This window comes from Terrabacter sp. 2RAF25 (genome assembly GCF_052115265.1).
Classification (GTDB): domain Bacteria; phylum Actinomycetota; class Actinomycetes; order Actinomycetales; family Dermatophilaceae; genus Terrabacter.
Window position 1 is genome coordinate 1 of sequence record NZ_JBFRGJ010000083.1, and the last position, 358, is coordinate 358.

General features: G+C 66.5%; 1 protein-coding gene. It reads left to right on the forward strand.

Going from position 1 to position 358, the window contains the following annotated elements; all coding sequences use genetic code 11:
• On the forward strand, positions 1 to 358 hold a 358-nt coding region (locus tag AB4091_RS22050), incomplete at both ends, for a hypothetical protein (protein ID WP_442295083.1).

Genomic DNA, 358 nt, shown 5'->3' on the forward strand with positions numbered 1-358 from the left:
TCTACAACCACACGCCCGCCAGCATCCGCGACGAGATCGCGCGGCTTTGCGGCGGCGACAACGAAACGCGGCGGAGCCACGCCGTCCACATCAGCCAGAAAGGCAATGTCTGGTATGCCGCCGTCCGCGTCGAGCCGAAGGAGGGACGCTTGCCCTCCGGCCATGATGCGACCGGCGATTATGAGACGGACGCCGCCGGCAGCTACACCTTTGCCGCCGTGTTCCTGACGAGCCGCGAAGCTGGCAAATGGGGCTACAAGGACATGGACGAGACGATGGGGCCGCGCGAAGCACACGCGCCCCTCAAGCTCATCGACCTGCTGTCGCCCACGACGAGCCAATCGGCGCAGGACTGGCG